Source organism: Pseudomonas serbica (assembly GCF_028823535.1).
In the GTDB taxonomy this organism is placed as follows: Bacteria; Pseudomonadota; Gammaproteobacteria; order Pseudomonadales; family Pseudomonadaceae; genus Aquipseudomonas; species Aquipseudomonas serbica.
In genome coordinates, this window is record NZ_JAQIYM010000003.1 from 117,178 (window position 1) to 142,224 (window position 25,047).

The 25,047-nt window shown below is 59.7% G+C and carries 21 protein-coding genes; 11 read left to right on the forward strand and 10 right to left on the reverse strand.

The annotated features are described in order from the left end of the window. Nucleotide 1: 1 nt before the first annotated feature. Both cyoB and cyoA read right to left on the reverse strand, forming a co-directional pair. On the reverse strand, nt 2-2,032 hold the full coding sequence (gene cyoB, locus NQL71_RS05485) for a cytochrome o ubiquinol oxidase subunit I (protein ID WP_077182475.1): 2,031 nt from the start codon (nt 2,030-2,032) through the stop codon (nt 2-4). A gap of 3 nt (nt 2,033-2,035) precedes the next feature. Continuing rightward, on the reverse strand, nt 2,036-2,971 hold the full coding sequence (cyoA, locus tag NQL71_RS05490) for a ubiquinol oxidase subunit II (RefSeq protein WP_046820452.1): 936 nt from the start codon (nt 2,969-2,971) through the stop codon (nt 2,036-2,038). Nucleotides 2,972-2,998: 27 nt separating this feature from the next. On the opposite strand from cyoA, the gene NQL71_RS05495 reads away from it, so the two are divergent. Further along, nucleotides 2,999-3,340 carry a hypothetical protein gene (locus tag NQL71_RS05495; protein ID WP_046820453.1) on the forward strand — a complete coding sequence of 114 codons (342 nt, stop codon included), beginning with the start codon at nt 2,999-3,001 and terminating at the stop codon, nt 3,338-3,340. A 436-nt stretch (nt 3,341-3,776) separates the two neighbouring features. On the opposite strand, the gene NQL71_RS05500 is transcribed toward NQL71_RS05495, so the two are convergent. Together NQL71_RS05500 and NQL71_RS05505 are read right to left on the reverse strand one after the other, a co-directional pair. Continuing rightward, nucleotides 3,777-4,286 carry a disulfide bond formation protein B gene (locus tag NQL71_RS05500; protein WP_046820454.1) on the reverse strand — a complete coding sequence of 170 codons (510 nt, stop codon included), beginning with the start codon at nt 4,284-4,286 and terminating at the stop codon, nt 3,777-3,779. Between the two features lie 108 nt (nt 4,287-4,394). Beyond that, the gene (locus NQL71_RS05505; protein ID WP_274642376.1) at nt 4,395-5,288 is read right to left on the reverse strand and encodes a LysR family transcriptional regulator; all 894 of its coding nucleotides are present in this window, start codon (nt 5,286-5,288) and stop codon (nt 4,395-4,397) included. Nucleotides 5,289-5,409: 121 nt separating this feature from the next. Here NQL71_RS05505 and NQL71_RS05510 point away from each other — a divergent pair, with 121 nt between their 5' ends. Further along, nucleotides 5,410-6,369, forward strand: a complete 960-nt coding sequence (locus NQL71_RS05510; RefSeq protein WP_274642377.1) for a DMT family transporter — start codon at nt 5,410-5,412, stop codon at nt 6,367-6,369. Here NQL71_RS05510 and aotJ read toward each other — a convergent pair. The 6 genes from aotJ to NQL71_RS05540 form a co-directional block, all read right to left on the reverse strand. Then, complete coding sequence (gene aotJ, locus NQL71_RS05515) at nt 6,357-7,133, reverse strand: L-arginine-binding protein AotJ (RefSeq protein WP_046820457.1); 777 nt, start codon at nt 7,131-7,133, stop codon at nt 6,357-6,359. The two genes, NQL71_RS05510 and aotJ, sit on opposite strands and share 13 nt — an antisense overlap. A 280-nt stretch (nt 7,134-7,413) precedes the next feature. Further along, nucleotides 7,414-7,866, reverse strand: a complete 453-nt coding sequence (gene moaE / locus NQL71_RS05520) for a molybdopterin synthase catalytic subunit MoaE (protein ID WP_046820458.1) — start codon at nt 7,864-7,866, stop codon at nt 7,414-7,416. 3 nt (nt 7,867-7,869) lie between these two features. Then, on the reverse strand, nt 7,870-8,112 hold the full coding sequence (gene moaD / locus NQL71_RS05525) for a molybdopterin converting factor subunit 1 (RefSeq protein ID WP_046820459.1): 243 nt from the start codon (nt 8,110-8,112) through the stop codon (nt 7,870-7,872). After that, entirely contained in the window at nt 8,109-8,582 is a 474-nt protein-coding gene (gene moaC, locus NQL71_RS05530) for a cyclic pyranopterin monophosphate synthase MoaC (protein ID WP_046820460.1), read from the reverse strand. The genes moaD and moaC overlap by 4 nt, the downstream gene beginning before the upstream one ends. 225 nt (nt 8,583-8,807) lie before the next feature. Beyond that, nucleotides 8,808-10,202 (reverse strand): PhoH family protein, encoded by a 1,395-nt coding sequence (locus NQL71_RS05535; RefSeq protein ID WP_046820461.1) that lies wholly within the window; start codon nt 10,200-10,202, stop codon nt 8,808-8,810. Nucleotides 10,203-10,537: 335 nt separating this feature from the next. Further along, nucleotides 10,538-11,662 carry a polysaccharide deacetylase family protein gene (locus NQL71_RS05540; protein ID WP_046820462.1) on the reverse strand — a complete coding sequence of 375 codons (1,125 nt, stop codon included), beginning with the start codon at nt 11,660-11,662 and terminating at the stop codon, nt 10,538-10,540. A 267-nt stretch (nt 11,663-11,929) separates the two neighbouring features. Between NQL71_RS05540 and yaaA the strand changes: the two genes are divergently transcribed. The 9 genes from yaaA to NQL71_RS05585 all read left to right on the forward strand — a co-directional run bounded on the left by yaaA (nt 11,930) and on the right by NQL71_RS05585 (nt 24,910). After that, nucleotides 11,930-12,709 carry a peroxide stress protein YaaA gene (yaaA, locus tag NQL71_RS05545; protein WP_046820463.1) on the forward strand — a complete coding sequence of 260 codons (780 nt, stop codon included), beginning with the start codon at nt 11,930-11,932 and terminating at the stop codon, nt 12,707-12,709. An 811-nt stretch (nt 12,710-13,520) separates the two neighbouring features. Next, nucleotides 13,521-14,837, forward strand: a complete 1,317-nt coding sequence (locus tag NQL71_RS05550; protein ID WP_046820464.1) for a nucleotide sugar dehydrogenase — start codon at nt 13,521-13,523, stop codon at nt 14,835-14,837. 175 nt (nt 14,838-15,012) lie between these two features. Next, complete coding sequence (alg8, locus tag NQL71_RS05555; RefSeq protein ID WP_080957131.1) at nt 15,013-16,503, forward strand: mannuronan synthase; 1,491 nt, start codon at nt 15,013-15,015, stop codon at nt 16,501-16,503. 36 nt (nt 16,504-16,539) lie between these two features. Further along, nucleotides 16,540-17,709 (forward strand): alginate biosynthesis protein Alg44, encoded by a 1,170-nt coding sequence (locus NQL71_RS05560; RefSeq protein ID WP_046820466.1) that lies wholly within the window; start codon nt 16,540-16,542, stop codon nt 17,707-17,709. Nucleotides 17,710-17,718: 9 nt separating this feature from the next. Then, entirely contained in the window at nt 17,719-19,230 is a 1,512-nt protein-coding gene (gene algK / locus NQL71_RS05565) for an alginate biosynthesis TPR repeat lipoprotein AlgK (RefSeq protein ID WP_282581548.1), read from the forward strand. After that, nucleotides 19,227-20,711 carry an alginate export family protein gene (locus NQL71_RS05570; RefSeq protein WP_046820467.1) on the forward strand — a complete coding sequence of 495 codons (1,485 nt, stop codon included), beginning with the start codon at nt 19,227-19,229 and terminating at the stop codon, nt 20,709-20,711. The genes algK and NQL71_RS05570 overlap by 4 nt, the downstream gene beginning before the upstream one ends. Nucleotides 20,712-20,737: 26 nt before the next feature. Beyond that, nucleotides 20,738-22,327: a mannuronan 5-epimerase AlgG gene (gene algG, locus NQL71_RS05575; RefSeq protein WP_046820468.1), complete on the forward strand. Its 1,590-nt coding sequence runs from the start codon at nt 20,738-20,740 to the stop codon at nt 22,325-22,327. A 10-nt stretch (nt 22,328-22,337) separates the two neighbouring features. Continuing rightward, the gene (locus NQL71_RS05580) at nt 22,338-23,789 is read left to right on the forward strand and encodes an alginate O-acetyltransferase (protein ID WP_077182470.1); all 1,452 of its coding nucleotides are present in this window, start codon (nt 22,338-22,340) and stop codon (nt 23,787-23,789) included. A gap of 8 nt (nt 23,790-23,797) precedes the next feature. Continuing rightward, complete coding sequence (locus NQL71_RS05585; RefSeq protein WP_046820470.1) at nt 23,798-24,910, forward strand: mannuronate-specific alginate lyase; 1,113 nt, start codon at nt 23,798-23,800, stop codon at nt 24,908-24,910. The last annotated feature ends 137 nt before the right edge of the window (nt 24,911-25,047 follow it).

Below are 25,047 nucleotides of genomic sequence, written 5' to 3' on the forward strand. Positions count from 1 at the left end.
TTTAAGCCTGTTCCAACGAGGTTTCAACACGGGTGGCGGTGGCCGGGATTTTCCCTGCCGCTACCAGACGCTTGTGCTGCTCGGCTTCGATGCGCTCGATCGTTTCAACCGGGACCATATAGCCCTGGTCGTCACGTGCAGCGTGGATCACGAAGTAGGCGACAGTGCCTACCAGGCTCGCGATTGCCAGCCACCAGATGTGCCAGATCATCGCGAAACCGAACACGGTCAGCAGAGCGCCCATGACCACACCGGTAGCGGTGTTGTTTGGCATGTGGATCGGCTCGTACTTGGCCGGAGCCTTGTACGCGGTGCCGTTTTCCTTGGCTTCGGTGAACGGGTCGATGCAGTCAGCCTTGGGCAGCACGGCAAAGTTGTAGAACGGAGGTGGCGACGAGGTCGACCATTCCAGCGTGTGGGCATTCCACGGGTCACCGTGTTCGCACATGTTCTCTGGCTTGTTGCGGTCACGCACACTGACGTACAGCTGGATCAGTTGGCAGGCGATACCGAAGGCGATCATCACCGCACCGAACATGGCGACGTACAGGTACGGCACCCACTCAGGGTTGGTGGTGGCGTTCAGACGACGGGTCATGCCCATGAAGCCCAGTGCATAGAGCGGCATGAACGCGACGAAGAAGCCCGAGATCCAGAACCAGAACGCTGCTTTACCCCAGCCTTCGTGCAGCTTGAAGCCGAACGCTTTCGGGAAGTAGAACGCGAAACCTGCGATGTAGCCGAATACCGCGCCGCCGATGATCACGTTGTGGAAGTGCGCGATCACGAACAGGCTGTTGTGCAGGACGAAGTCAGCACCCGGGATGGCCAGCAGTACGCCGGTCATGCCGCCGATGGCGAAGGTCACCATGAAGCCCAGGGTCCACAGCACCTGGCTGGTGAAACGCAGACGACCCTGGTAGATGGTGAACAGCCAGTTGAACAGTTTCACACCCGTCGGGATGGAAATCAGCATCGTCGCCAGACCGAAGAAGGCGTTGACGCTGGCACCCGAACCCATGGTGAAGAAGTGGTGCAGCCAAACCATGAAGCCCAGTACCGAGATCGCGCCCGAAGCGTAGATCATCGAGTGGTGGCCGAACAGTTTCTTGCCGGTGAACGCCGAGATCACTTCCGAGAAGATGCCGAAGGCCGGCAGGATCAGGATGTAAACCTCAGGGTGGCCCCAGGCCCAGAACAGGTTGACGTACATCATTGGATTGCCACCAAGTTCATTGGTGAAAATGTGGAAATCCATGTAACGGTCGAGGGTCAGCAGTGCCAGGGTAGCGGTCAGGATCGGGAACGAAGCCACGATCAGGACGTTTGCCCAGGTGCAGGTCCAGGTGAAGATCGGCATGTCCATCAGCTTCATGCCAGGGGTACGCATTTTCAGCACGGTAGCGAGGAAGTTAACCCCCGTCAGCGTCGTACCTAACCCGGATAGCTGTAGCGCCCAGATGTAGTAATCCATCCCCACGCCAGGGCTGTACTGCAGACCCGACAGCGGCGGATAGGCAACCCAACCGGTCTTGGCGAATTCGCCGACGCCCAGGGACAGGTTGATCAGCACCACGCCGGAAACCAGCAGCCAGAAGCTCAGGGAGTTCAGGAACGGGAAGGCAACGTCACGCGCGCCGATCTGCAGCGGCACTGCAAGGTTCATCAGGCCGGTGAAGAATGGCATCGCCATGAAGATGATCATGATCACACCGTGGGCGGTGAAGATCTGGTCATAGTGTTCAGGTGGCAGGTAGCCAGGCGAACCCTCGGTGGCCATGGCCAACTGGGTACGCATCATGATGGCGTCGGCAAAGCCGCGCAGCAGCATGACCATGGCGACGATGATGTACATCACGCCGATTTTCTTGTGGTCGACCGATGTCAGCCACTCGGTCCACAGATAGGTCCACTTCTTGAAGTAAGTGATACCCGCGAACAGTGCCAGACCACCGAGCGCGATCATGGCGATGGTCACCATCACGATCGGCTCGTGGAACGGCACCGCTTCCCAACTTAATTTACCAAACATCGTTTACTCCTCTGCCCCGGCAGCTGAATGCGAGTTCATGTCCGTAGCGGCCACTTCTTTCTCTTTCTTCTCGTGCTTGACCTTCGGACCCGGTTTCATGCCTTCGTACTTGTCGACGATGATCTGGAACAGGTTCGGCGTCACCGAGGAGTAGAGCTCGACTGGGTTGTTCTGGCTCTGCTTGGAAAGGGCTGCGTATTCAGCTTGTTCAAGCTGTTTAGGTGCCTTTTTGACTTCACTTACCCAGGCGTCGAAATCTTCCTGGGAAGTTGCGATCGCTTTGAATTTCATACCGGTGAAACCGGCACCGCTGTAGTTGGCGGAGATGCCGTCCATTTCAGCGTTGCGGTCGGCGATCAGGTGCATTCTGGTCTGCATGCCCGCCATCGCGTAGATCTGGCCACCCAGGCCCGGGATGAAGAACGAGTTCATCACGGCGTCGGAGGTGATCTTGAAGTTGATTGGCGTGTGCGCCGGGAACACGATCTTGTTGACCGTGGCAATGCCTTGTTCCGGGTAGATGAACAGCCACTTCCAGTCCAGCGCGACCACTTCGATGGTCACAGGCTTCACGTCGGATTCGATCGGACGGTACGGGTCCAGCTCGTGGGTCGACTTGTAGGTGATGTAACCCAGGGCAATGATGATCAACACCGGAACAGTCCACACCGCGATCTCGATCTTGGTGGAGTGGTTCCACTTAGGCGTGTAGGTCGCCTTGGTGTTGGACGCGCGGTATTTCCAGGCGAACAGGAAGGTCATCACGATGACCGGCACCACGACCAACAGCATCAGCAGCGTGGCGGTGATGATCAGGTTTCGCTGTTCCAGGCCGACCTGGCCCGTGGGATTGAGCAAGGTCATGTTGCAGCCTCCCAGCAACAACGTGCCGAGCAGCGGCAATAAGCCTAGTAGTCTGGGGTACCTGTTTTTACTCATCTCACGACCTCTAAAGCAGCTTGCGCAATGCAGTTGGGTTTTGATCGCCAACACTTCACCCTGCCAAGGGTTGGCATTTTTCTTGGATTGAATAAGGGCTTGCCCGTCGAGCGTCAGAGGCGTTTCGACAAATCCTGGGCCAGCGGTGAGTTCTTATTCGAATTCGTGGTCAAAGGCCTTGTTACAGCCCAATTCCATTTGGTGCGGATAGTTGGAGGCACCGACACCTGGGCGTCACATGAGGCCAAAAAGCCTCTCGACACCCTCTTGCCACTCATGCACCAGAGCCTGGGTGAGCAGTGCCGGGAATTCAGTGCGGGCGATTGTAGATATGTAGCGTTTTATAAACCATGTCTTATCCCGAAATAATTTTTATCCCTGACCGCAACAATCCTGACCCAATTGTGTAAAAGTGGCGCATCTTATCGAAATTGATTCTCAACAAAAACACCAAAAAAAGTAGGTCTACCACCCCCGATTCAGACAGCTTCAGGGGCTCGAACAGGGTCCTCAACCCCGCCCTAGCCCCGGTATGACAAGGGCTCTGGCAAATCGCCACAACCTGTTAAAACTGTCTGCTCCCTTTTGACCCGGCTAAAATCCGGCGACGCTCGAACACGCCAATTTCTTTGCAAGACATCGCACCAATCCGACACTCGAAAGCGCAGTGCGACACTTGCGATGTGACAACATGTCGCACATTTGTCGCACCCCTGATTGCCATGCATCACGGTCTTCTTACCTGGCCCCTGAAATGCAAAAACGCCCCGGCCCTCTCATCGAGGACCGGGGCGTTTCGGGTCTATTAGCGCAGCGTCTTGCGATTGCGCAGCGTCAGCAACGGCACCAGCACCACCACCAGCACGAAGGCCAGCAGCGCCCACTGCGCCAGGGACAACCCCAGGATTGGCGGGTACGGCGTGGAGCAGAAACCGTCGACCTGGAAGCCCAGCGGGAAGATCTTCGCCAGCGGCAAGCCATCGACTATCGGTTGCAGCACATCGATGCCACAGCTGACGGCCGGATAGAACTGCGTATAGACGTGATGCCCGGCCACCCCGACGCCTGCCAGGGCACAAATGACCACCAGGGTCTCCAGCACCGTAATGCTGCGACGGGTGCGCATGGCCGCCCCGATGAAGGCGAAGAGCGCGATCAACAGCAGCGCATACCGCTGCAGGATGCACAACGGGCACGGCGCCTCGCCCAACACCACCTGCATGTACAACGCACCGCCGATCAGCGCCAGGCAAATGATGCCCAACAGCACCAGGTAGCGCCGTTCACGGCCCAGACGCATCGTTTCCTCGCTCATCGTGTTTCCCTTTTGACTATCGATTGCCCGTCAGTTTACACGCTGGACCTTTCCTTTGAGAGGGCTGGAGCGCACTGGCGGATTGTGGGGAAATAGACGACAGACCGGTTAAGACGGGATTAACCGTAAAGCCCCCGGCCCCTCGAACTCGGCCCGCAACAACTTCACGAACGCCTCGCGAGCCGGGTGCCGGCCTGCGTTCTCGTGCCAGTAAAAAAGGTTGTCGACGCTCGTCAGTTCCGGGAACTCATAGCCCTGGCAACCAGCGCCCAGACCATACTGCTCATAGATGCCCCGGGGAACCAGCGCGACACCGGCACCGGCGCTGACACAACCTACGATGGTGCCATAGCTGGCAATGCTGACAATCGGCTGCACCTGGTCGTGGCGCAATAACCACTGTTCCAGCGCAAAGCGGTACGGGCAGCCCGGCGGCCACATGAAAATCGCTTTGCTCTGCAAATCCGCCGCCTTGCGCAAAGGCCCATGGGAGGCGGATGCGATGAGAATCAGATCTTCGCGGTACATCACTTCCCGCTGCAGTCCCGGGCGATCAACGTTGACCGCCACGAACGCCCCATCCAACCGCCGATGCTGTGTGTCGTCGAGCAATTGCGCCCAGGTGCCGGTGCTCAACTCCAGCATCACCTTTGGGTAAAGCTCGTGGTACTTGGCCAGTAACCTGGGCAATCGCCCCGTGGCACTGGACTCGATGGCACCAATGCGCAGAGGACCGCTCGGCTCGCAGCCGGGCGCCAACGCCCTGCGCGCTTCCTCGGCCAGGCCGAGGATTTTCGTCGTGTACTCAAGAAACACCTCCCCGGCGGGGGTGATCCGCAATCCTCGGCCGTCGCGGGAAAACAGCGGCGTACCGAGTTCACGCTCCAGGGACTTGAGGCGTGCGGTGATATTGGACGGCACACAGTGCAGCATCTCGGCCGCACGCGCGATGCTGCCGAGGTGGTGAACCGTGTTGAACATGCGCAGCTGGGACAATTCCATAGCTCACCAAAAGTGAATACTTAACTCAGTTTAAGTCACTTGTAGTGAATTGATAGGGTTTTGATAATTCGAATGTCGCACGGCATCACGCCTTATTTGCGCCGTACAAAAAGGAAGCCTTATGGATTTTGTTCAACGCCACCTCGCGCAAAGGCCAGGCGTAAAAATCGCCCTGGCGACGGTTTTCGTGATCCTCTGCTGGGCCTACTCCCCCATTGGCATCCGCATCGGCCTGGGGGCTTACGAGCCGGGACATCTGGCGCTGATCCGCTTTCTCATTGCCTCGACGTTCATGGCCGGCGTCGCCCTGGTGACACGTATTTCCCTGCCGCGCCTGAAAGACCTGCCACTGTTGGTCATGCTGGGATTCTTTGCTGTCAGCCTGCACCACATCGCCATCAATGTCGGCCAACGAGGCGTCAGCGCCGGCGCGGCCAGTGTGCTGGCGCAATCCACGCCGCTGTTCAGCACGATACTGGCGCATTTCGTGTTCAAGGACCGGGTCAACGGTTGGCAGTGGATCTGTCTGCTATGCGGCTTGCTCGGTGCGGGGGTCGTGGTGACGGGTGATCGTGGGTTTGGAGAACTGGATGCGCACGGGCTGCTGATCCTGCTGGCGGCCTTGTCCTGGAGTCTCTATTTCGCCCTGCAAAAACGCCATTCCCATCGCTACGACGGACTGACAATGGTGTGTTACACCATCTGGTCGGGCACCACGTTATTACTGGTGTTCGCACCGGGCTTGTGGAGTGAAGTGCATAACGCGCCTGCTTCGGCCAACCTGGCGGTGCTGATCCTGGGTATTTTCCCCAGTGCCCTGGCATACCTGGCCTGGGCCTACGTACTGACTCACAGCAACGTGAGCCGCGCGTCCATTTCGCTTTACCTGATACCGCCCACGGCCATGCTGATGGCCTCGGTGGCTCTGGCTGAGCGCCCTTCGATCATGGTCATCTCCGGGATGCTCATCGTGCTGGCGAGCGTACTGGCGCTCAACCTGCAACCCTCGAAAGTTCGGGAATCTGCATCGCAGCGGGGCTTTCGCGCGAAAGCCCCGGCAGCGATTGATCACTCGCCGTAGATATCAGACTTGAAGTACTGCTGCGAGATCTTCTGATACTCGCCACTGGCGCGAATGCCGTCGATTGCGGTGTTCAGCTCCGAGACCAGCTCGGTGTTGCCCTTGCGTACCGCGATCCCGGCGCCCTCGCCCACGTATTTCGGGTCCTTGAGCTCGGGGCCGACAAAGGCGTAGCCCTTGCCACGGGGCATCGACAGGAAGTCGTTCAGGGGAATGGTGTCGGCGAAGATGGCATCGAGGCGGCCGGCCGCCAAGTCCATGTAGATCTCTTCGTTGTTGCTGTAGCGCTTGACGTTGACGCCCTTGGGTTCGAAGACTTCGGTCGCGTAACGGTCGGTGGTGGTCGCCCGTTGCACGCCCACGGTCTTGCCCTTGAGGCTGGCGTATTGGTCATCGACGACCGCACCTTCCTTCATGACCAGGCGCGACGAGGTGAAGTAGTACTTGTGGGTGAAATCCACCGACTTCTTGCGGTCTTCGTTGATGGTCATGGACGACAGGGCCATGTCGATCTTCTTCACCTTGAGGGAAGGAATCAGGCCGTCGAACTCGCCCTCGACCCACACGCACTTGACCTTCATCTGCGCGCACAGGGCATTGCCGATGTCGTAGTCGAAGCCCGCGATCTCGCCTTTGTCGGTCTTGGAGGCGAACGGCGGGTAGGCCGCTTCGATGCCGATACGCAGGGTTTTCTCAGCGGCAAACAGGTTGCTGCACGCCAACAGGCTCAGGGCCAGACCGGTGATGAGGGGGAGTTTCTTCATGTTCGTTCTCTCGCGGGTTGTTGTTGGTTTGGCAAGACAGAAGAAAGAGCAGAATCGTGGGAAAGCCTTTTTTATACTTAGAATTCCATACTGGACTTTTATGTATTTGGCGTCAATCAGGCAAATGGGGACGGTGCCCGCCGATTGTCGGGTAGCGAATCAAGAGGTTCTTGGGTGAAGCGGATGGCCTCTTCGCGGGCAAGCCCGCTCCCACATGGGAACTGCGAACACAGTGGGAGCGGACTTGCTCGCGAAGACTGACTGAAGAACGCCGCAGGAATTACCGCTTCCAGCGATCCGCCGCCGCATGATCGCTGTCACGTCCCTCCACCCAACGTGGGCCGTCGCTGGTGTTTTCCTTCTTCCAGAACGGCGCGCGGGTTTTCAGGTAGTCCATGACAAAGGCGCAGGCGTCGAAGGCGGCCTGGCGGTGGGCGCTGGCGGCGCCGACGAAGACGATGGGCTCGCCGGGCTCCAGGGCGCCGATGCGATGCAGCACTTGCAGCTTGAGCAACGGCCAGCGCTGCTCCGCTTCGATGGCGATCTTGCCGAGGGCTTTTTCGGTCATGCCCGGATAGTGTTCGAGGAACATCCCGGCGACATCCAGGCCGTCATTGAAATCGCGAACATAGCCGACAAAACTCACCACCGCGCCGACGCCGACATTGGCATCGTGCATGGCGTTGACTTCGGCGCCGGGGTCGAACGCGGTCGATTGCACGCGAATGGCCATGCCTCAGCCCCCGGTCACAGTGGGGAAAAACGCCACTTCATCGCCATCGCTGACCGGCTCGTCGAGCTGGCACAGGTCTTCGTTGCGTGCGCACATCAGGTTCTGCTCGCTCAACACCTCGGCGCCATCGCGCTGGGCCAACAGTGCGCGCACGTCGTCGACGGTGGCGAAGTCGCCCTCGACCTTCACCGCATCAACGCCCAGCGCTTCACGGTAACGGGCAAAAAACTTCACGGTCACGTTCATGGCTGATCCGCCTGGAAATGCCCGCTCTTGCCGCCAACCTTCTCCAGCAGGCGCACACTTTCGATGGTCATGCCGCGATCCACGGCCTTGCACATGTCATAGATGGTCAACGCGGCGACACTGGCGGCGGTCAGGGCCTCCATCTCGACTCCGGTCTGCCCGGACAACTTGCAGCGCGCCACGATGCGCACGCTGTCCTCGCCTTCGGCGCTAAGTTCGACCTTGACCCCGGTCAGCATCAGCGGATGGCACAGGGGAATCAGGTCGCTGGTCTTTTTCGCCGCCTGGATGCCGGCAATACGGGCCACGGCGAACACATCGCCCTTGGGGTGACCGCCACTGACGATCATTTGCAAGGTTTCGGGCAGCATGCGCACCAGCGCCTGGGCCGTTGCTTCACGGAACGTCACGGCTTTTTCGGTGACGTCGACCATGTTGGCACGGCCTTGGGAATCGAGATGAGTCAGCACAGGGTTACTCCTGATCAGGAGTCTCGATTGTAAACCTGTGGGTCAGATTTCCGCACGCATGATTATCGGATGGACGCATTCCTGTAGGAGCTGGCTTGCCAGCGATGACGGTCTTGAATTCAACACCTTCAACGCCCCCTTCGCTGGCAAGCCAGCGCCTACAAGGTTTTGTGTCGAGCATAAAAAACCGGACGGCTTTGGGGCCGCCCGGTTTGTGTGAAGCAGTTACAGATGCGATTCGGCGTATTCAGCCAGGATCGAACGTGGCACCCCTTGCAGGGTGATGTGCACTCCGTTGGGGAAATCCTTGAAGCGTTCAGTCAGGTAGGTCAGCCCGGAGCTGGTCGCGGACAGGTAAGGGGTGTCGATCTGTGCCAGGTTGCCCAGGCACACCACTTTGGAACCGGCGCCGGCACGGGTGATGATGGTTTTCATCTGGTGCGGTGTGAGGTTCTGGCATTCATCGATCAGGATCAGGCTCTGCTGGAAGCTGCGGCCCCGGATGTAGTTGAGGGATTTGAACTGCAACGGCACTTTGCTGAGGATGTAGTCGACGCTGCCATGGGTGCTTTCATCATCCATGTGCAAGGCTTCGAGGTTGTCGGTGATGGCGCCCAGCCAAGGCTCCATTTTTTCCGCTTCGGTGCCGGGCAGGAAGCCGATCTCCTGGTCCAGGCCTTGCACGCTGCGGGTGGCGATGATGCGGCGATAGCGCTTGCTGACCATGGTCTGTTCAATGGCCGCGGCCAGCGCGAGGATGGTTTTACCGGAACCTGCGGCACCGGACAGGTTGACCAGGTGGATGTCCGGATCGAGCAAGGCATACAGCGCCAGGCTCTGATAGATGTCACGCGGTTTCAGGCCCCAGGCTTCCTGGTGCAGCAGCGGTTCCTGGTGCAGGTCCAGGATCAGCAACTTGTCTTCCTCGATCTCCTTGATCCAGCCGACGAACCCTTGCTCGTCGATGATGAACTCGTTGATGTGCACCGCCGGCAGGTTGTCGATCAGCTGTACCTGATGCCAGGTGCGGCCATGGTCCTGGCGGGTCTCGACCTTGCTCACTCGGTCCCAGAAGGAGCCGGTCATGTTGTGGTAGCCGTTAGGCAGCAACGATACGTCGTCGACCAACTGGTCGGTGCTGTAGTCCTCGGCCGCAATCCCGCAGGCGCGGGCCTTGAGGCGCATGTTGATGTCTTTGGTGACCAGCACCACGGGCTTTTGCGGATCGCGCGCGTGCAGGTCGATCAACTGGTTGATGATTTTGTTGTCGTTCAGGTGCTCGGGCAGAATCAGGTTCGGCTCGGCATGCTTGCTCATCAGAATTGACAGCAAGCCCTTGGGTCCGCTCTTGCCCCGCTGGATCGGCACACCCTGCTCGACGTCCTCGGGTGAGGCATCGCCCAGGGTCTTGTCGATCAGCCGGATGGCCTGGCGGCATTCGGCGGCAACGCTGTGATGCCCGCTCTTGAGCTTGTCGAGCTCCTCAAGCACGGTCATCGGGATCGCGACGTGGTGTTCTTCGAAGTTGAGCAGCGCGTTTGGATCGTGAATCAATACGTTGGTATCGAGTACATAAAGGATTGGCTGGTTGGAAGAAGAGCTACGTCCGTGATCATCCATACTCGGTCACCTTTGTGGGAGCCATTCGACGCAATACCTTGGCGGTGCTGCGCCTCGAAGTGACTACCGAATACACCTGCGGGGACTCAAGTGTTCTGCATACATGCGGGTCTTGGGAGACGCCACCTGTGTTGCAGGTTTCGGCGGTCTGTCTTCGTAATACTCCAAAACCCATGACAGAAAAAAGTACTTTGACGCTTTTTTGAAGTTTATTTTTCAGAATGACCAATAACACTTGGCGGACTGCCATCACCCGTTTACAGTCGGAAGTCAACCTGCAGCAAAACCTCTTCAAAAATCGCCTTTTACCCAATGTTTGCGGGATTTGGCGGTTTTCAGCGAAACCCCTCCTGACAGTCCTCCCAACCGATCCCGCTTTGCGCCGTTTGCGTAATCAGCCAGGGCAACGCCGTTTTCACCCCGTCCTGCTTCACATTGAAGTTGATCACCCCGTGGCGCCACAGCAGCATCAGGGTCAGCACCCGTTGCGCACTCTGGCTGCCCTTGAGCTTGCCTGCACCGTCCTGGGCATCGATGTCCCACAGGGCGACCTGCAAGCCCTGGGCCTTGAAGAAAGCGGCGGCGTCGGCGCGACGCTGGCCATCGGGCGGGCGAAACAGCGGCATGAAGTTCTCCGGCAGTTTATTTTTCGCCAGCTCAACGCTGCGACGTACCGAGTCCTGCCAGTCCTGCCAGTGGCTGTGGGAGCGAAACTCCCAGCCTTGCACACCGATACACTGGGTTGACCAGGTCGACTGCAGGCTGGCCACCGAACGCTCGCCCAGACGCGCCTGGAGGTCCTTGCCGAGCACGAAGAAGGTGCCACTGAGATTGGCCTTGCGCAGGTACTCGGCCACCCAGTCGGTGTTGTCCGGCATGGCGTTGGCGGCGCTGTCGAAGGTCAATAGAAACAGCCGGTCATGCATGCCGTCGCCATTGCGCTCAAAGTCTCCAAAACGATCGACTTCACTGCTGGTTTGCGGGAACAGTGCCGCCTTGCGCAGTTGCTCGTCCAGGTACTGGGTGTGGAACAGGCGGCTCGGTTCGTACCACCGGGTGTAATAGCTGTCCTCGCTGAGCTGGAACTTGCCGGCCTGCTCGCGCAAGGTGGCCATGTCCTCGACCAGGAAACAGAAGGAGGCGTCCTGGTCGCAACTTTGCTGGGCGAAGTTGTAGTTGGCCAACAGGCGTTGCCACAGGCGTTGGCGAACTCGATTGACCGAATCCAGATTGATCGTGCGCAGCCCCAGGCGTTGCGCCAGCGCCGCCTCGTCCAGGGACTCACTGGCCAGCAGCACCCGGGCGAACATGAGGATTTCGGCACGCGAGGCGACGTCGAAAAGGGTCGGGTTGTCGAGTTTTTCCGGCCAGGTGCTGCGATCCAGGGTCGCCACCTCACCGGGTGCCGCGATGGCGCCGAAGCTCAGCAGCCAGGCGGTGAGCAGAAAAACGATACGCAATGGGATGCCTCCATAACCAGACCCGGGCGGCACTATAGCTGATCCGCCCCGCATTCCCGCAGCAGCACCGAAGCAAAGTGGGAGCGGGCTTGCTCGCGAAGGCAGTGTGTCAGTCACATTAATATTGGCTGACACGCCGCCTTCGCGAGCAAGCCCGCTCCCACAAGGGTTTGTGGATAGCCACCGGTCATCACCTATGGCCTCGATAGCTGGAGTCCACCGCGACAACCCCCTAGAATCGCCGCCACGATTAAAGGAGACGACTTCATGCTGACGGTGATTTCCCCCGCCAAGACCCTCGATTACGAAACACCACCGGCGACCCAACGCTTTACCCAGCCGCAGTACCTCGACCACTCCCAGGAGCTGATCCAGCAACTGCGTGAGCTGACCCCGGCGCAGATCAGCGAGTTGATGCACGTTTCCGACAAGATCGGCGGGCTCAACGCCGCCCGCTTCGGCAGCTGGACACCCGCCTTTACCCCGGCCAACGCCAAGCAGGCGTTGCTGGCGTTCAAGGGCGACGTCTACACCGGGTTGAACGCGCAAACCTTCAGCGAAGCCGATTTTGACTATGCCCAGCAACATCTGCGCATGCTCTCCGGCCTGTATGGCCTGCTGCGCCCCCTCGACCTGATGCAGCCGTACCGGCTGGAAATGGGCACCAAGCTGGCCAATGCCCGGGGCAAGGACCTGTATGCCTTCTGGGGTACCCGGATCAGCGAATGGCTGAACGAAGCCCTGGCCGACCAAGGCGATGACGTGCTGCTCAACCTGGCTTCCAACGAGTATTTCTCGGCGGTCAAGCGCAACGCCCTGAATGCTCGCATCATCAATACCGAGTTCAAGGACCTGAAGAACGGTCAGTACAAGATCATCAGCTTCTACGCGAAAAAGGCCCGGGGCATGATGAGCCGATTCGTCATCGAAGAGCGCATCAACGATCCGCAAGCCCTCAAGCAGTTCGATGTGCAGGGTTACCGCTACAGCGCCGAGCAGTCTAAACCGGACAATCTGGTGTTCCTGCGCGACCACGCCCCCGAATGAAGCAACGGGTCGGCGCACGACCTTTCAAACGCCTCGTGCGCCCCCCATTCGTAGCCTGCAATCCCCCCGCCAATTTCGTCATTTTTATGACGCCAAAAAACAGTTTGTCAATTTTCTAACTTTAGTTTCACTCGACTTCGAATATTTTTTTCAGTAGTGGCACCGAAAAAAATTATCAGTAGTGGCAAAAAACTATCCCCTTCAATAATCCGCCTATATATACAGGGCGAAACGGCAAGTGCTATCAATTTGAGAGCAGTGCCATCTTTGTCAATATTTCAAGAAATTTCAGATTTCGCGATGGATGGGCCGGAACTATGTCCAAATGCACCGTTCATACCACCGGTAACGATTCTCGCCGAGGATGTACGAGATAACTTACGCAGAACAGAGATCCATGTAGTGAAGTTGCAATACTAACTTGCACTGACTAATCCCTGATTTGGGCAACACCAGAACGCACAGGAGATACGCACCATTAATATCCCCTACAAGGCCAAGGCCGCGTCCCTATAAACGTGCTCACCTGGGCACCAAAACGCTTGATCCACGGGCTTTCGGCCTGACATCGAGCGTGCAGGAACATTGCACGAACATCCTCTGAATAGAGGACGGGCTGCATAACAGGGCAAGTCATAACAACAAGGCCTAGTTGCGCACACCTTGAGTGCACTTATTTAGACACTCGGAACTTTTATGCCAGCACGCGGTACGGTCACGCCTGCCAGGCGTAACTTCCGTGTGCACTATAAACGCTGAACACCATTAACTCCGGCCATCTAATGGCTTGATCAACACTGAGGTAAATGCGATGCGCATCAGCATATTTGGTTTGGGTTACGTAGGCGCAGTCTGTGCCGGCTGCCTGTCTGCTCGGGGCCATGACGTCGTTGGCGTCGATGTTGCCAAAGACAAGATCGATATGATCAATGCAGGCCGTTCGCCGATCGTTGAACCAGGCCTGGGCGAACTTCTGGCCCAAGGTATCCAGACCGGTCGTCTGCGCGGCACCACCAACTTCGCCGAGGCGATTCGCGACACCGACCTGTCGATGATCTGTGTTGGTACGCCAAGCAAGAAGAACGGCGACCTGGAACTGAACTACATCGAAGCCGTGTGCCGCGAGATCGGTTTTGTCCTGCGTGACAAGACCACCCGTCATACCATCGTGGTTCGCAGCACCGTGCTGCCGGGCACCGTGGCCAACGTGGTGATCCCGATCCTCGAAGACTGCTCCGGCAAGAAAGCCGGTGTCGACTTCGGTGTTGCCGTGAACCCTGAGTTCCTGCGCGAAAGCACCGCCATCGCCGACTACGACCAGCCGCCCATGACCGTCATCGGTGAGTTCGACAAGGCCTCGGGCGACGTTCTGCAATCGCTGTACGAAGAACTCGACGCGCCGATCATCCGCAAGGACATCGCCGTTGCCGAGATGATCAAGTACACCTGCAACGTGTGGCACGCCACCAAGGTGACCTTCGCCAACGAGATCGGCAACATCGCCAAGGCTGTCGGTGTCGATGGTCGTGAAGTGATGGACGTGGTCTGCCAGGACAAGACGCTGAACCTGTCCCAGTACTACATGCGCCCAGGCTTCGCCTTCGGTGGTTCCTGCCTGCCGAAAGACGTGCGTGCCCTGACCTACCGCGCCGGCTCCCTGGACGTGGAAGCACCGCTGCTCAACTCGCTGATGCGCAGTAACGAGTCCCAGGTGCAGAACGCGTTCGATATCGTTTCCAGCCACGACAAACGCAAAGTCGCCCTGCTGGGCCTGAGCTTCAAGGCCGGCACCGACGACCTGCGCGAAAGCCCGCTGGTTGACCTGGCCGAAATGCTGATCGGCAAGGGCTACGACCTGAGCATCTACGACAGCAACGTCGAGTACGCCCGTGTCCACGGCGCGAACAAGGACTACATCGAGTCGAAGATTCCCCACGTCTCGTCCTTGCTCAACGCCGACTTCGACGCCGTGATCAACAACTCCGACGTGATCATCCTCGGCAACCGTGACGAGAAATTCCGCGCCCTGGTGCAGAACGTCCCACACGGCAAGCAGGTGATCGACCTGGTCGGCTTCATGTCCAAGGCCACCAGCGTGACTGGCCGGACTGAAGGCATCTGCTGGTAAGACACCGTCCCTTGTAGGAGCCAGGCTTGCCGGCGAACCAGGCAACGCGGTGTGCCAGACACACCGCCTTCGCGGGCAAGCCGCGCTCCTACAGGTCCGATGAGATCGATTTGGCTTTTTACGCCTGCCTTAACCCCATCGGGCCACCCCACAGGCTCGCCCGAGATCGAGACGGATGCAGATTATGCACAGGCTAAAAAACGGCCTACTCCAGGCCGCCGGTTGGCTGTTCTACCTGAGTTTATTGATGGGCATCGCCATGGCGTTGCCTGTGTCCACGTTCGACTCCGAGTCGAAGGACTTCATTTTCCTGATCGGTATCGTCGGTATCTGGCGTTATTCGATGGGTGCCACGCACTTTCTGCGCGGCATGCTGTTCCTGTACGTGGTCTACCCGCACCTGCGGCGCAAAGTGCGCAAGCTGGGCAAGGCGGCCGACCCGTCCCATGTATTTTTGATGGTCACCAGTTTCCGTATCGATGCGCTGACCACCGCGCAGGTGTACAGCTCGGTGATCCGCGAAGCGATCGACTGCGAGCTGCCGACCACCGTGGTCTGCTCTATCGTCGAAATGTCCGATGAACTGCTGGTCAAGAGCCTGTGGAACCGGATGAATCCGCCTGCCCGGGTCAAGCTCGACTTCGTGCGCATTCCCGGCACCGGCAAGCGCGACGGCCTGGCCTACGGTTTCCGCGCCATCTCCCGCCACCTGCCGGATGACCGCGCCGTTGTGGCCGTGATCGATGGCGACACCGTGCTCGGCGAAGGCGTGGTGCGCAAGACCGTGCCGTGGTTCCAGATGTTCGGCAACGTCGGTGGCCTGACCACCAACGAGTTCTGCGAAGTGCGCGGCGGCTACATCATGAGCGAATGGCACAAGCTGCGCTTCGCCCAGCGTCACATCAACATGTGCTCGATGGCCCTGTCCAAGCGCGTGCTGACCATGACCGGGCGGATGTCGGTGTTCCGCGCCACCGTGGTCACCAACCCGGAATTCATTGCCGACGTGGAAAGCGACTCGCTGCAGCACTGGCGCCTGGGCCGTTTCAAGTTCCTGACCGGCGACGACAAGTCGAGCTGGTTCAGCCTGATGCGCCTGGGCTACGACACCTTCTACGTGCCTGACGCCGCCATCAACACCGTCGAGCATCCGCCGGAAAAGAGCTTCATCAAGGCCAGTCGCAAGCTGATGTTCCGCTGGTACGGCAACAACCTGCGCCAGAACTCCCGGGCCCTCGGCCTTGGGGTGAAACGCCTCGGTGCGTTCACTTCCGTGGTGCTGTTCGACCAGCGTGTGTCGATGTGGACTTCCCTGCTGGGCCTGACCGTGGCGCTGATCGCCAGCTTCAAGTACGGCACCGCGTTCATCCTGGTGTACCTGCTCTGGATCGGCATTACCCGCCTGATCCTGACCCTGTTGCTGTCCTGCTCCGGCCACCGGATCGGCCCGGCCTACCCGGCGATTCTCTATTACAACCAGATCGTCGGTGCCCTGGTGAAGATCTATGTGTTCTTCCGCCTCGACCAACAGTCCTGGACTCGCCAGCCCACTTCCCTGACCCGTGATCTCGCCAGCTTTCAACGTTGGTTCAACACCTGGTCGTCTCGGACCATGACCTTCTCCGCCGGCAGCATTTTTGTCGCCGTGCTGCTGATGATGGTCTGACCGCCCCCTTATTGAATTAACCAGGAAATCGCCCTTATGAATACCGCCGTCAACGCCAACGTAGTGCATGAATCCGAAGCCCAGCGCCAACACGCCCGGGTGAAAATCCCGGCCAAGCTGCGTTTCTTCGGCCCCGACCGTACGCCGGTCGAAGCGCGGGTGATCGACCTCTCCGCCGGTGGCCTGGCCTTCAATGCCGGGCAACTGCCGCTGAAGATCGGCGACAAGTACAAGGCCCGCCTGCAATTCGTCATCGACAACCTCGGCCTGGCCATGGACGTGGAGTTGCAGGTGCGCTCCAACGATCGCGAAACCGGTCGTATCGGTTGCCAGTTCCAGAACCTGGAACCGCAGGACATCTCGACCTTGCGCCACCTGATCACTTCGCACCTGGCGGGCGACATCGTCACCATCGGCGAAGTGCTGGCGACCCTGCAGCGCGACAACTTCACCAAGGCGCGCAAGATCAAGGACGGCGGCCACGGCATGAGCGCGTTCGGGCGCATGAAAGCAGTGACACTCAGCCTGGGGGTTTTCGCCATCGGCCTGGCGGCGTTCGGCTTCATCTTCAAATCGGTGTACGGCATGTACTTCGTCAGCCACGCCCAGGCCGGTCTGGTCAGCGTGCCGGGCGTGAACATCACCATGCCCCGCGACGGTACCGTGCAGAGCCTGGTGAAAGCCGACGGCGTGGCCGCCAAAGGCGCACCACTGGCGACCTTCAGCACCAGCATGCTCGACGTGCTCAAGGGTCACCTGGAAGACGATCAACTGGCTCCGGCCAAGGTTGAAGAGCTGTTCGGCAAGCAGATGACCGGCACCCTGACATCGCCCTGCGACTGCACCGTGGCCCAGCAGATGGTCGCCGACGGTCAGTACGCCAGCAAAGGCGACGTGATCTTCCAGCTGGTACCCCGCAACACCGAAGCCAACGTTGAAGCGCGCTTCTCCTATCGCCAGTTCGGCGACGTTCTGCCAGGCACCCCGGTGCGCTTCCAGATCGCCGGCGAAGACAAGACCCGCACCGGCAAGATCGTCAGCAGCACCAGCCTGAAAAGCGCCGACCTGTCCTCCGACATCCGCGTCCTGATCCAGCCTGACGAAGCCCTGGACAGCAGCCTCGCCGGTCGTCCGGTGGAAGTGAACAGCGACCGTGGCCCGAACCTCAGCTGGCTGATCGACAAAGCCATGGCTGCTGGTCTTTAACCGGAGGACATGCCCGTGACGACGCCACCAATTCCAAGAACACCGCAATCCCTGTGGGAGCGAGCCTGCTCGCGAATGGGTCAACGCGGTTCGTCTGATGCACCGCATCGTCTGCTTCGCGAGCAGGCTCGCTCCCACAGGGGATTCGCGTTCTGCTCGCTGGCCTTGGCAGTCAGCCTCAGCGGTTGTGCCGGTCTGCCCGACCAACGCCTGGCCAACGAAGCGCTCAAGCGTGGCGATACCGCCACCGCGGCGGCGAACTACCAGCAACTGGCAGAACTGGGCTACAGCGAAGCCCAGGTTGGCCTGGCCGATATCCAGGTCGACAGCCGCGACCCGGCGCAAATGAAACAGGCCGAGGCGACTTACCGCGCCGCGGCCAGCGTTTCGCCGCGCGCCCAGGCCCGCCTCGGCCGCCTGCTGGTGGCCAAGCCAGGCTCCACCGAAGCCGAGCAGCACGAAGCCGAAGGCCTATTGAAAAAGGCCTCGGCTGCCGGTGAAGGCAACACCCTGATCCCGTTGGCGATGCTGTACCTGCAATACCCGCACAGCTTCCCCAACGTCGACGCCCAGAAGCAGATCAGCCAATGGCGCGCCGAAGGCAAGCCGGAAGCGGGCCTGGCGCAAGTGCTGCTTTATCGCACCCAGGGCACCTACGACCAGCACCTGGACGAAGTGGAAAAGGTCTGCAAGGCGGCGCTCAACACCACCGACATCTGCTACGTCGAACTGGCCACGGTCTACCAGAAACAGGCCAAGCCTGAGCAACAGGCCGAGCTGATCAAGCAGATGCAGGCGGCTCACAGTCGCGGCACCGTTTCTGCTCAGCGTGTGGACAGTGTTGCTCGCGTACTCGCTGATCCAACCCTGGGCACGCCCGACGAAAAAACCGCGCAGTCGCTGCTCGAACCCATCGCTCCGGGCTACCCGGCGTCGTGGGTCACCCTCGCGCAACTGATCTACGACTTCCCGGAACTGGGCGATGTCGACCAGATGATGAAGTACCTGGACAACGGCCGCGCCGCCGACCAACCGCGCGCCGAGCTGTTGCTGGGCAAGCTCTACTACGAAGGCAAGATGGTCCCGGCCGACGCCAAGGTCGCCGAGGAACACTTCCAGAAAGCCGTCGGCCGCGAAGTCGCCGCCGATTACTACCTCGGCCAGATCTATCGCCGTGGCTACCTGGGCAAGGTCTACCCGCAAAAGGCCCTGGATCACCTGCTGACCGCTGCGCGCAACGGCCAGAACAGCGCCGACTTCGCCATTGCCCAACTGTTTTCCCAAGGCAAAGGCACCAAGCCTGACCCGCTCAATGCATACGTCTTCAGCCAATTGGCCAAGACCCAGAACACCCCGCAAGCCACCGAGCTTGCGCAAACCCTCGAAGCTCAACTGCCGCCTGCGCAGCTGGCCGAGGCCCAGCGCCTGTTGAAACAGGAACAGGCGGTTCGCGGCAACCTGAGCCAGAACACGCTGCAACTGCACGCCCTGCAAGAAGAAGACGGCGAGGAATCCCTATGAAGTTGAATCCATTCATGAAGGCCGGTATCGGCCTGACGTTCGCGCTGATCTGGTCCTGCCCGACGCTGGCAGCGATGACTGAAGCACCGAAGAACTATGGCCTGGACGTGAAGATCACCGGCCAGTCCGAAGACGACCGTGACCTTGGCACCCAGCGTGGCGGCGACGTCAATGGCCTGGGTCTCGACCTGCGTCCGTGGGTCTATGGCGAAAGCGGCGCGTGGAGCGCCTACGCCATGGGTCAGGCCGTGACGTCCACCGACATCATCGAAACCGACACCCTGCAGCAATCCGAAGGCACCGAAAACACCGTCAACAACGACCGCAAGACCAAGAAGAACTACCTGGCGATGCGCGAGTTCTGGGTCGGCTACAGCGGCTTCACGCCCTACCCTGGCGAAATCCTGAAGTTCGGTCGCCAGCGCCTGCACAACGACGACGGTCAATGGCGCGACACCAACATCGAAGCCCTGAACTGGACCTTCGACACCACCCTGTTGCGCGCCAACGCCGGTGTCGCCGAACGTTTCAGCGAGTACCGCACCGACCTGAAAGAGCTGGCACCCAAGGACAAGGATCGCCTGCACGCCTACGCCGATGCCGAATACCAATGGACACCGGGACACTGGGCCGGCATTCGCGGTCATCACACCCACGATGACGGCAAGCTCGACTACCCGGAACCGGGCGTGGCTGGCGATTCGCTGGACAAGAAACAGAACGGCGACATCAGCTGGCTGGGCCTGCAGGCCAACAGCGACGCCTACAACTGGCGCAACACCAACACCGTCAACTACTGGGGCAGCATCACCGGCATGAGCGGCGACCGCGACACGGTCAACCCGCTGAACGCCGATGGCACAGCTCCGGCGCAAGCCAAGCACAGCGGCGATGTCGACGGCTGGGCCACCGACCTGGGCGTGCGTCTGCGCCTCGATCCGCAATGGCAAGTCGGTGCGGCCTACGCCCGTGCCAGCGCCGATTACGAACAGAACGGCCTGGAAAGCAACCGCTCGAGCTACACCGGTACCCGTTCGCGGGTGCACCGTTTCGGCGAAGCCTTCCGTGGCGAAATGAACAACATGCAATCGGCCACTCTGTTCGGTTCGTGGATGCTCAACGACGAATACGACGCCAGCCTGATCTACCACAAGTTCTGGCGCGTCGACGGCAACAAGCCGATCACCAGCAACGGCATCGACGCCGTGCAGAACAACACCGACGACGTCACCGGTGCGGTGCTGTCCAGCACGTCCCTGCCACTGAATGATGGTGATAAAGACCTCGGCCAGGAAATGGATCTGGTCGTCACCAAGTACTTCAAGCAAGGCCTGCTGCCGGCGGCATTGAGCCAGAAGATCGACGAGCCTTCGGCCCTGGTGCGTTTCCGCGGCGGTGTGTTCAAGCCGGGCGACGCCTACGGCAAGGAAGTCGATTCGTACATGCACCGCGCGTTCGTCGACGTGATCTGGCGCTTCTGATGCACATTGCGAAGGGAGTCCCCCAGATGAATCATCAAGCCAGAAAAGGCTCGATCAGCCTGTTGGCCGGCGCGATGCTGCTGGCCAGCGCGACTGCCTTCGCCAATGTGGAGCCGGCGGTGCCTCAACCAGGCAAGCCGGCCACCATGGCCAAGGAACTGCAGCAGGCCAAGACCTACACCGTCAGCAGCGCACCAACCGCGCCGCTGGAACTGGCCACGCCGAAACTGCCGGACACCTCGGGCTACACCGCCGAAGCCATCGCCGCGAAGATCGTGCGCAGCAAGGCCGGCAAGATCAGCGTGCGCCGGATGATGCAGGAAGACGCCCTGAAGGACTTCATCGGTGGCGACAACAAGATGGCCGAGTGGGTGGTGCGTCAGCACGGCATCCCCCAGGCGATCTTCGTCGACGACGGCTACATGAACCTCAAGGACCTGGCGCAGAAGCTGCCCAAGCAGTACTTCAGCGAGACCTCGCCGGGCGTGTTCCTGGCGAAGTTGCCGATCGTGGTCGGTCGTCACGGCATCCTCGAAATCGACAAGCAGACCCAGGAACTGCGCCTGTCCCAAGAGGCCGGTTCGTTCCTGGTCAACGACGGCCAGTTGTTCGTGCGCGATACCAGGATCACTGGCTGGAGCGAGAAGGCCAATGGCCCGGCGGCCTTCAAGTCGCCCAAGGAATTCCGTCCGTTCCTGCTGTCCTGGGGCGGCACCGAGACCTACATCGCCAACAGCAAGATCGCCAGTTTCGGCTACGCCAACAGTAAGTCCTACGGCGTGAGTATTTCCCAGTACACGCCGAACATGGCCAAGGTGCTCAAGCGTTCCGAGCCGACCGGCTGGATCGTCGGCTCCGAGTTCTCGGACATGTGGTACGGCTTCTACTGCTACGAAACCCGCGACTTCGTGGTCAAGGGCAACACCTACAAAGACAACATCGTCTACGGCATCGACCCGCACGACCGTTCCCACGGCCTGATCATTGCCGACAACACGGTGTTCGGGACCAAGAAGAAGCACGGGATCATCATTTCCCGTGAGGTCAACGACAGCTTCATCTTCAACAACCGCAGCTACGACAACAAACTGTCGGGCCTGGTGATCGACCGTAACAGCGTGAACAACCTGATCGCCCACAACGAGATCTACCAGAACCACACCGACGGCATCACCCTCTACGAGAGTGCCGACAACCTGCTGTGGGGCAACAAGGTGATCAGCAACCGTCGTCACGGCATCCGCATTCGTAACAGCGTGAACATTCGCCTGTACGAAAACGTCGCCATGGCCAACGGCCTGACCGGCGTCTACGGGCACATCAAGGACCTGACCAACACCGACCGTGACATCAAGCTCGATCCGTTCGACGCCCAGGTATCGCTGATCGTGGTTGGCGGTGAACTGGCGGCCAACGGCAGCGGCCCGCTGTCCATCGACTCGCCGTTGAGCGTCGAGTTGTATCGCGTGTCCATGCTCGCGCCGACCAAATCCAGTGGCATCAGCTTCTCGGGGATTCTCGGCGAGCGCCAGGATGAAATTCTCGACCTGTTGGTACGCCAGCAGAAAGCCGTGCTGATCGACCCTGTCGAACGCCAGACCGAAATGCGGGACTGAGGATAATTTTATGCACCCACACTTGATCAAATTACTCAGCCTGTCGGCCCTGACCGCCGGCATTCTCGCCGCCAGCGGCGGTGTTCGCGCCGATGAAGTGCAAGCGCCAAAATTCAGCGCCGAGCCGTGCTGCAGCCTGTGCCCCGCGGCCCACGACGCGAAGAACTACACCACGCGCTATCAGCAGAACTTCACCACCCTGGTGCAGGCGCAGGGCGACTGGTTGTTCCGGACCCAGGAAGACTTGCGCACCGAATTCGATACCACCCCGGCCGGCTACAAGCGCATGAAGCAATTGCACGATGCGTTCAAGAGCAAAGGCGTGGAACTGGTTGTCGTTTACCAGCCGACCCGTGGCCTGGTGAACCGCAACAAGTTGAACCCGGCAGAGAAAGCCAGCTTCGACTTCGACAAGGCGCTGAAGAACTACAAGACCATGCTCGGCCGTTTCGCGCAGATGGGTTACGTAGTACCGGACCTGTCGCCGCTGACCAACGAGTCGCTGCCCGACACCCTGCCCGCCCACGACTTCTACTTCCGCGGCGACCAGCACTGGACGCCTTACGGTGCCCAGCGCACGGCAAAAATCGTGGCCGAAAAGGTCAAGCAGATCCCGGCCTTCGCCGACATTCCCAAGCGTGAATTCGAGACCCATAAGTCGGGTCGCATGGGCAAGACCGGAACATTGCACAACATGGCTGGTCAACTCTGTGGCACCAGCTACGCGATCCAGTACATGGATCAATTCACCACCGAGCCGAAAGGCGAAGCAGGCGATGGCGATCTGTTCGGTGATTCCGGTAACCCGCAAATCACTCTGGTCGGCACCAGTCACAGTGGCAAGAACTACAACTTCGCCGGTTTCCTCGAAGAGGCCATCGGCGCCGACATTCTCAACGTGGCGTTCCCTGGCGGCGGCCTGGAAGGTTCGATGCTGCAGTACCTGGGCAGCGACGAGTTCCAGAAGAACCCGCCGAAGATTCTCATCTGGGAATTCTCGCCGCTCTATCGCCTCGACCAGGAAACCATCTACCGCCAGATGATGGCGCTGCTGGACAACGGCTGCGAAGGCAAGGATGCACAGATGTCTGCCAGCACCACTTTGAAGCCTGGCAAGAACGAACTGATGGTCAACAGCAAAAACCTGAACCTGCAAAACGGCAGTCACCAGGTCGACATCCGCTTCGCCGACACCTCGGTGAAAAACCTGCAAGCCACCCTCTGGTACATGAACGGGCGCCACGAGGACATCAAGATCGAAAAACCGGAAACCTCCGACACTGACGGACGTTTCGCCTTCGAGTTGCGCACGGACGAAGACTGGGCCTCGCAGAACCTGCTGGCCGTCGAAATCCAGGGCCCGGAAAAAGCCGGCGCCGCGCCACAGAAAGTCGAAGCGAAAATCTGCAAACGCAACGTATTCCCGAGCGCTGAGCAACGTACCGCTTCAGCCGGGCAATGAGGTCTGCTATGCGAAATCCGAAACTTGCAACACTGACGCTGTTGAGCCTGGCGATGTTCGCCGGTGCGACCCAGGCCGCGGCGCCACTGCGCCCGCCACAGGGCTATTTTGCGCCGATCGAGAAAGTCAAAAGCGGCGACAAGAGCGAAGGCTGCGATGCCATGCCGATGCCCTACACCGGCTCGCTGCAATTTCGCAGCAAGTACGAAGGTTCGGACAAGGCGCGCTCGACCCTGAACGTGCAGTCGGAGAAAGCCTTCCGCGACAGCACCGCCGACATCACCAAGATGGAACGTGGCACCAGCAAGCGCGTCATGCAGTTCATGCGTGACGGTCGCCCTGAACAGCTGGAATGCACCTTGAGCTGGTTGACCGCTTGGGCCAAGGCCGATGCATTGATGTCCAAGGACTTCAACCACACCGGCAAGTCCATGCGCAAATGGGCGTTGGGCAGCATGGCGTCGTCGTACGTTCGCCTGAAATTCTCTGACTCCCATCCACTGGCCAACCATCAGCAGGAGTCACAGCTGATCGAGGCCTGGTTCAACCGCATGGCCGATCAGGTGGTCAGCGACTGGGACAACCTGCCGCTGGAAAAAACCAACAACCACTCGTACTGGGCCGCCTGGTCGGTCATGGCGACCTCCGTCGCCACCAACCGCCGCGACCTGTTCGACTGGGCCGTGAAGGAATACAAGGTCGGCGCCAATCAGGTCGACGCGGACGGCTATCTGCCGAACGAACTCAAGCGCCAGCAACGCGCCCTCGCCTATCACAACTACGCCCTGCCGCCGCTGGCGATGATCGCCAGTTTCGCCCAGGTCAATGGTGTGGACTTGCGTCAGGAAAACAACGGCGCGCTCAAGCGCCTGGGTGATCGCGTGCTCGCCGGGGTGAAAGACCCGGATGAGTTCGAGGAAAAGAACGGCAAGAAACAGGACATGAGCGATCTCAAGGTCGACTCGAAATTCGCCTGGCTTGAACCGTTCTGCACCCTCTACACCTGCGCGCCGGACGTACTGGAGAAGAAGCACGAGATGCAACCGTTCAAGACCTTCCGCCTCGGCGGTGACCTGACCCGTGTCTACGACCCGGCCAACGAAAAAGGCAAGGGTTCCTAGGACCACGCACGATCGTTCCCACGCAGAGCGTGGGAACGATCGTAGGGTTTGAATTTTGTGAGTTATCCCCCCGGTTTTTCGTGGGGGGTTTGGGGGGGCCGTTGGGCCCTTGAATGTAGGTTCAAACAAGGAGAGAT